General features: G+C 35.6%; 8 protein-coding genes and 2 pseudogenes. 8 read left to right on the forward strand and 2 right to left on the reverse strand.

The window, feature by feature from the left end; genetic code table 11:
* Window positions 1-358, reverse strand: a pseudogene (locus tag SNE38_RS18730) (DDE-type integrase/transposase/recombinase); the annotation flags it as partial.
* 97 nt (window positions 359-455) lie between these two features.
* The gene (locus tag SNE38_RS18735) at window positions 456-650 is read right to left on the reverse strand and encodes a hypothetical protein (RefSeq protein ID WP_336047120.1); all 195 of its coding nucleotides are present in this window, start codon (window positions 648-650) and stop codon (window positions 456-458) included.
* A 116-nt stretch (window positions 651-766) separates the two neighbouring features.
* Here SNE38_RS18735 and SNE38_RS18740 point away from each other — a divergent pair, with 116 nt between their 5' ends.
* From SNE38_RS18740 to SNE38_RS18775, 8 genes and pseudogenes are all read left to right on the forward strand, one after another.
* Window positions 767-1,612 carry a pre-toxin TG domain-containing protein gene (locus SNE38_RS18740; protein WP_336047121.1) on the forward strand — a complete coding sequence of 282 codons (846 nt, stop codon included), beginning with the start codon at window positions 767-769 and terminating at the stop codon, window positions 1,610-1,612.
* A 6-nt stretch (window positions 1,613-1,618) separates the two neighbouring features.
* On the forward strand, window positions 1,619-2,263 hold the full coding sequence (locus tag SNE38_RS18745; protein ID WP_336047122.1) for an SMI1/KNR4 family protein: 645 nt from the start codon (window positions 1,619-1,621) through the stop codon (window positions 2,261-2,263).
* A gap of 692 nt (window positions 2,264-2,955) precedes the next feature.
* Entirely contained in the window at window positions 2,956-3,390 is a 435-nt protein-coding gene (locus tag SNE38_RS18750) for a hypothetical protein (RefSeq protein ID WP_336047123.1), read from the forward strand.
* Between the two features lie 155 nt (window positions 3,391-3,545).
* Window positions 3,546-3,909, forward strand: a pseudogene (locus SNE38_RS18755) (hypothetical protein).
* A 143-nt stretch (window positions 3,910-4,052) separates the two neighbouring features.
* Window positions 4,053-4,241 (forward strand): hypothetical protein, encoded by a 189-nt coding sequence (locus SNE38_RS18760; protein WP_336047125.1) that lies wholly within the window; start codon window positions 4,053-4,055, stop codon window positions 4,239-4,241.
* Window positions 4,242-4,424: 183 nt separating this feature from the next.
* On the forward strand, window positions 4,425-5,252 hold the full coding sequence (locus SNE38_RS18765) for a hypothetical protein (protein ID WP_336047126.1): 828 nt from the start codon (window positions 4,425-4,427) through the stop codon (window positions 5,250-5,252).
* A 4-nt stretch (window positions 5,253-5,256) separates the two neighbouring features.
* Complete coding sequence (locus SNE38_RS18770; protein WP_336047127.1) at window positions 5,257-5,850, forward strand: hypothetical protein; 594 nt, start codon at window positions 5,257-5,259, stop codon at window positions 5,848-5,850.
* Between the two features lie 510 nt (window positions 5,851-6,360).
* On the forward strand, window positions 6,361-6,593 hold a 233-nt coding region (locus SNE38_RS18775; protein ID WP_336047128.1), incomplete at its 3' end, for an SMI1/KNR4 family protein.

Here is a 6,593-nt window from a genome sequence, read left to right on the forward strand (position 1 = left end):
TCAGTGATCGCTGGATTCCGAATGTTTCAAGTGCCTCTGAAATTAGTTTGTTATCGAACTCTTTTCCACGGTCAGTATGAAACATTTTGACGTCATTCAGATTGGCCTGAATGCTCGCAATCGCTTGATAGACAAGCTCTGCTGTTTTATTTTCGCCAGCACTAAACCCGATGATTTCACGATTAAATAGATCGACAAACAGGCATACATAGTGCCATTTTTTTCCGACATGAACGTATGTTAAATCACTGACTATGACCGCTAATTGCTTGTCCTGATTGAATTCACGTTTCAATTCGTTCTTAACAGGTGCTTCGTTACAGCCTGATTTGTGTGGTTTAAATTGGGCTACAGTATAATCCGTCAATCCCTTTTACTATTTTATCATTTATGCTTGAAGTTACACCCCTACCAATTGGTTTTAAATCGTACCCCGCATCTTTTATACTCGTTGTTTAATAGATTGTCACTTGATTTGGTTTCGGTGCCTGCTGCTTTGTCGGTTTAGCTGGTGTAGCAGACTCGACAATAGATACTGATGCTTTACTACCAATCGATGTGAATATGAAGGAAATGTATGAAGTTAAACTTCTAGATGTAAAGTAAGTTAATGGGAAAAATGTTAAAATGGTGGTAGTTGGAAATTTCAACTGTCGCCATTTTTTTAGATACGGATAGCTAAATAAAACGTCGTTACTAAAATAAAAAAGCAAGTAAAGTAATTGTAAAAGATAAGAAGAAGGCTCTAAAAAAGGTCGGCGGAAAAGTGGCCGTTGCGTATACATCCTTCAAAGAGGGTGGCTATAAAGACGTAATCTCTGCCGGATTAGACTTTATTCCGGTTGTAGGAAATGCGAAGGCATTGGTTGAAGCCGTGATCGGAAGAGACCCGATTACCGGTAGAAAGTTGGAAAGCTGGGAACGAGGGGCATCCGTCCTCGCTGTTTTGGGCGGTCCTTTAGTAAAAGGGGTTAAGCATGGAGGAAAGGCTGTCGCAGGCATTATTTCCGGTGGGCGAAAAGCAAACAGTAAAACAGTATCTGTTGCCAACTCCGCTACACCAACTAATCCGACAAAGCAGAAACCACCGTCTCAGGCGAATAAGGAAGCAAGCGCAACAACGGCACCACCTGCGAAATCCAAGGAACATATAAATCTTGATACTTTTGGGTTATCGTTAATTAGATATAAACCTCACGATAGTCTGACTGCTATGTCTGGTTCAAGAGGAACAGCTATAAATCGAGCATGGAAACTCGAAAGAGAATTAATTAATCTTACTGGAAAGGGAACAAGAAATTGGACACAAGCAGAATTAGACATAATTAAAAGCACACCAATCAGTAAATTAACTAGTGAAATGGTAAATGCAGGGTATACTGGGCATCACATTAATAACGTTGAAGGAAATGGAGCTCTAGGTTATAAATGGCAGGGTGATCCGAGGAATATTGTATTTTTAGAAAATGGTAAACACCCAAGTGGTAATCGTCATTTAAATTCAAATGAAGGTCATAGAGGATCTTTTAAAAACTCTACTAGAGGAAGACTAATAGATCGTCAAGAAATGATAAATCAACATATCAATGTAAATCATAGACGAGAGGATTGAGCCATTATGAAACAAATAGAAGATTCGATATTAAATTTTATACGAACAGTGAATAAGTATCCACAAGAATCTCGAGTTGTAAAAATTGGTGGAGTACGTTACAGCTCTGAATTAGTAAAACTACAGGTAGATGAAAAAGTTTATCTTTCTCCTGAATTAAAATTTTTTTATGAACAATGTGAAATAATTTGTGATATTCGTCATGATGGTTCCGAGCTAAAAAGCACTGCTATTGATTTGGGAAATGCGCATCTTGATCTTTGGTCACCTGAAAATCTTGTTTATAGGCAAGATGGGTTTCGTTGGAATGGAATGGATCGGAAAGAAGATCCAAATTGGAATCCATTTTGGCTTGTCATTGCAGATATAAATGATAATCCTATTGTAGTTGTAACTGATGAAGAAGGCTCACCAGTCATGGCATCTTATGAAGGAGGCAATCTCTTTCCAATTGCAAACTCTTTTTCCGATTTTCTGGATTACCTCTCAATTACATTTGAATTAATACAGGGAAAATATAATGGAGAAATCATAGATGATGAATCTTGCGAATTGCTTGAAAGTTTTATAGAAGATTTAAAAGAGGTGCTAAGTACGATAAATAATAACGATGAACTTGTTGGAAATTTTATTGATTACTTGTATGGTTAATAAATCAAAAGTAGTTTAATCAATTTGGTGATAAATTCCTGAAACATGTGTAGGGAAGATGTATAATACTCTCTTCTTTGCATACGTTTCTCTATGTTGGAAAATGAAATTACTATATCTTCGTGTATTTACTACGCGGCACCATCCTAGGCTGAGGCGGGAGTGAGATAAAGTGGAATAAAAAATTGCTGTAAGCCCCGTTACAGTACATTTGATGAATTCGGTTATGGTGGCTGCTACTATAATCACATGGGGTAAAATAAAAAGAAGCCGACTATTAACTTAAGATGCCACAGTCACTTATTCAGCCGGGTTGGTAATCAAGCCCTCAAAAAAACGTAAGAACATGTAGCACCTCCTCGGTATGTGATATGCTCCCCTTTAGGTAGACAGATTAAAAAATAAAATTTGTTTATCAAATGGGGAGTATTTTTTATGTTGCATTTGTCTCCTCACCATTGTGATAACCAACAATGGTGAGGAGACTTCTTTATTTACGAAGAGAACCTCTGTACGAGAATTGTTCATACAAATGGTAGTAAATCAGTGATGAATTTAAAAAGGATTTTGAATTACTTAAAGAAGTAGATGAAGATGGTCGTGTGACAGTCAGCTAAGTTGAGTGGGAAAAGACTTGTGTCAAGTCTCATCTCAAAGCTTCTCGCTCAGATCAAGACAAGTGGACAGCAGCAATGCAGTACAATGAATTTGGTCAAGAAATCGAAAGAATCTTACCAGGGAATGTCATCAATCAATGGCAGTATGATGTCACAGGTAGACCGACAAATCATCGAATAAGCAGTCAAAACCGTCATACACGCAGACACGTCTACGAATGGGACGTCAATCATCGCTTAAAAGGCATAGTAAACGAGTTAACAGGTGTACGAAACACCTATGGTTATGATGAATTCAGCAACCTCGTTTGGTCTACTCAAGAAAATCAGTTTGATTTCTTACACCGTAGTGTCGATGATGTCGGGAATTTGTATGAAACGAAAGAAAAATCAGATCGTGTCTATGGTGCAGGCAGTAGACTACTTGAAATTTTCAAAAATAGCTTAAAAGAAAGGAATTCGGCTACACATGTCGAATTCCTTTTCTTATTCACGCAAGTACAAAATTAGTAAACAAGTCCAGTAAAACTTGGATGGGAATCAGACCCTCATTGTTGGTTAGGTCTTAATCCAAAAATAAAAATTTTAGAATCGGGGTTCAGGCCAATAAATATTCTATTGGTAATAAGCAACAGTATTTAAGATTGTATAGGAGAGTTTAGACGATGAGTAATTGGAGAGAAAATATAGCTACAATGGTATTAGTGAAGCATATATGGCCTCATCACTTTCCAGAAATCGGAGCAAATGAAGAATATTCTTGCTGTAGAAAAAGAAGCCGAAATATTATTAAATGCTATTGATCATTATGTTCTAAAAGTAAGTGGCTTTTCTCGGGACCAACTACTGCCGATTGCTGCCACAGAATTTGACAAAGATTTATTTGTTTTATGACTACTCAATTCTTCTAAACCTGGATCAGTAATCTGGTTTGCTAGGGAGGAAATTGATAGATTTGAGAATTTTAATGAATATTTTCTGGCAATGATTGATTATAATCGAGATGAATTATTAGCGTTAAAAGACTGAAATTATGTGTAAAACTTTATTTGGCAATCAAGTGTAGCCTTAGTAAAGGACATTCTGAATGAGCCTAACCACCCCCGTTGAAGCTGCTGTCTGTATTTTACAGGCGTCAGCTTTATCATGATACTAAGCAGTAATTATTTACTGTGACTGACTTTATTACGGTAGTTGAAAATATAGAGACAACCATCGAAGCAGCATTTGCAAAGATTCATTCACAGGCTGAAATTGGAAAGCTTGGAACGTGGGCATCCGTCCTCGCTATTGCGAGTGGTCCTCTAGTTAAAGGGTTGAAGCCTGGAGGAAAAATTCTCGGAACCGTTGCATCCGGTTGAAAAAATGCAAAAGGTAAAACAATATCTGTGGCTACACCAACTAATCCGACAAAGCAGCAACCACCGTCTCAGGCAAATAAGGAAGCAAGCGCAACAATGGCACCATGATCCGAAAACAGGTGCCTCGGCCGGAAAAGATATATTTGATCCGAATGATTTTAGGATTCCATAGGAGGCAACATAGTGTACAAGGTTTATGATGAGAATAATGTAAAAGTAAATGTGACTGAGAAACAGTTAGAGGAATCCCTAAATCAGAGTGGTTTACAATTGCCACTTGAAATAATTGGGGCAATGGGAGAGTCTTTGGATCCAAAATTTGCACCAAGGCTACAAGAGGCACTTTATCATGATAAACAAAGAAATCGAATTACAGCTATATATGGCTTATTAAGCTTACTAAATAAGGATCATATAGATAAATTACGAGAAAAGGAAAGGAATATTCCAATAGAAGATTTGAGTAAACAAATTAGTGAAAAGGCAATTTTACAGGCGGCATTAATTCGCTTAGAATATGGAGCTGAAGGGGCAATGCATGCATTTTTGAGTGAAGAAACAATTCCTCAAATAAAATCACTATTAATATATAATTACTCTAGTAGCAATATGCAGTTAAATAAAAAAGACATTGAATTTTTGGTTACTGCATTAGAGTTATATGTTTGTAAAAAAGAATTATGGATACAAAATATGAAAAAAAATGATTATGAGGAAGATGTAATTGCATGCCTTGAGGCCCTATTAAGGGTCTCTGAAACAAGTAGTATTTTAAGTCATTTAGAAAATGATTTATATAATAAACTCATCAGTTACTGTTCAGAGTTATTACAAGTGAAAATTGATCCTTATGCCAAAGAATTAATTGTTACTTTTGCTCGAGCTCTACCACCTAAACTAGCATATACCATGTTAGAACCAATTATGGATGGGCGTGCGAGGGGGGACATACGAAAAGAATTAAAATTTACAATAGAAATACTTCAGAAAAGGGAACAAGAAATGGAGTAGGCATATGACAATGGAACATAAAGCATATCTTTTTGATACAGAACTATTCAACCAAGAACTCCGACCAATTATACTCGCTGCTGGTAAGAATAATGATTCAATACTATTACGTAATTACATAGCGAAGAATATAGGGAAGGTTCGTTCAGTATATAGTGGAGAATTGTTGGAAAACAATTGGGAAAATGAGCTGGAAATTGGTAATGTGCAAGAACTAGCTGATTTTTCTTTAACATGCTTTTATAATCCGGAAGATGTACTTGGACTTTCCTATTCGTGGGATGTACTACTAGAGGCATTAAAGATACTATCAACAAAATTTGATGCTGATTATTATATTCTTGGGAGACCACTAGAACTTGATACATTTAGTCTTGATCCTGGAGGAATGGGAATGGGTTTCGTACAAATGAAAGATATATCATTAATTTTGGAGGATTTAATTAATATTAAAGACGCTTTAATAGAAGCCGGAGAGGTTCCTACCGAGGTATTATATCAATTTACTTTACAAGAATTTATTGAAGCGTGTGATGAACTAATAGGACTATATACCGAAGCCCATGAAAGTAAAAGTGGTTTACTAATAACATTTTAAATTGTAAATTGTTAATACGACGTTACAATATCTTCTAAGGACCTTAGAACATAATAAACAGAAAATGGTTGAATTTCACGCTTCAGTAAAAATAGAATTTTAGAAAGCCTTGATTGGTTCAATACCATTCAAGGTTTTTCTGCGAGTTTGGCATTAGATAAATAAAAAACTAGCATAAGAAAGAACAAAAAAAGGTTAGATGGCTCTAAAAATGATTTTAATTTAGTAAATGAAAAAATTATGCAATTAAAAGGGTTTAAATCACAGAATCAAGCAAAGTCTTGGTTAAAAGAAAAAGGCTTAAGGCCTCATCATAAAGTACTACTGAAATTGAGTTAATTCCAACAGATTTTCATGGTAATATACCTCATATAGGTTCCGCATCAGATTTAAGAGGAGGGAAATCAAAGTGAACAAAATAATAAAGCAAACATTAAATGAAATAAATGATTCGGAAATGGTCTTCTCAAAAAAAAAGATGCATATAAGTCAATCGAAACAATTGAACGATTGTATGGTGTAGATTTACCATTAGACTATAAAGAGTTTTTACTTGTATATGGAGGATGTTTTATTAAAGATAATAGAATGTATCAACCTATTGAAGTTACCCCTGTAGCTTCCGAGGATGGTTTTGACTCGATAGGTGGTTTTTATGGAATTACTAATAATGCCTATAATATTGAATCAATCATTCAAACTTATAAAGGTATTTTAGGAAGTATTGTAATGCCTATCGCAGA

The sequence above is a fragment of the Solibacillus ferritrahens genome (assembly GCF_037027585.1).
Classification (GTDB): Bacteria; Bacillota; Bacilli; order Bacillales_A; family Planococcaceae; genus Solibacillus; species Solibacillus ferritrahens.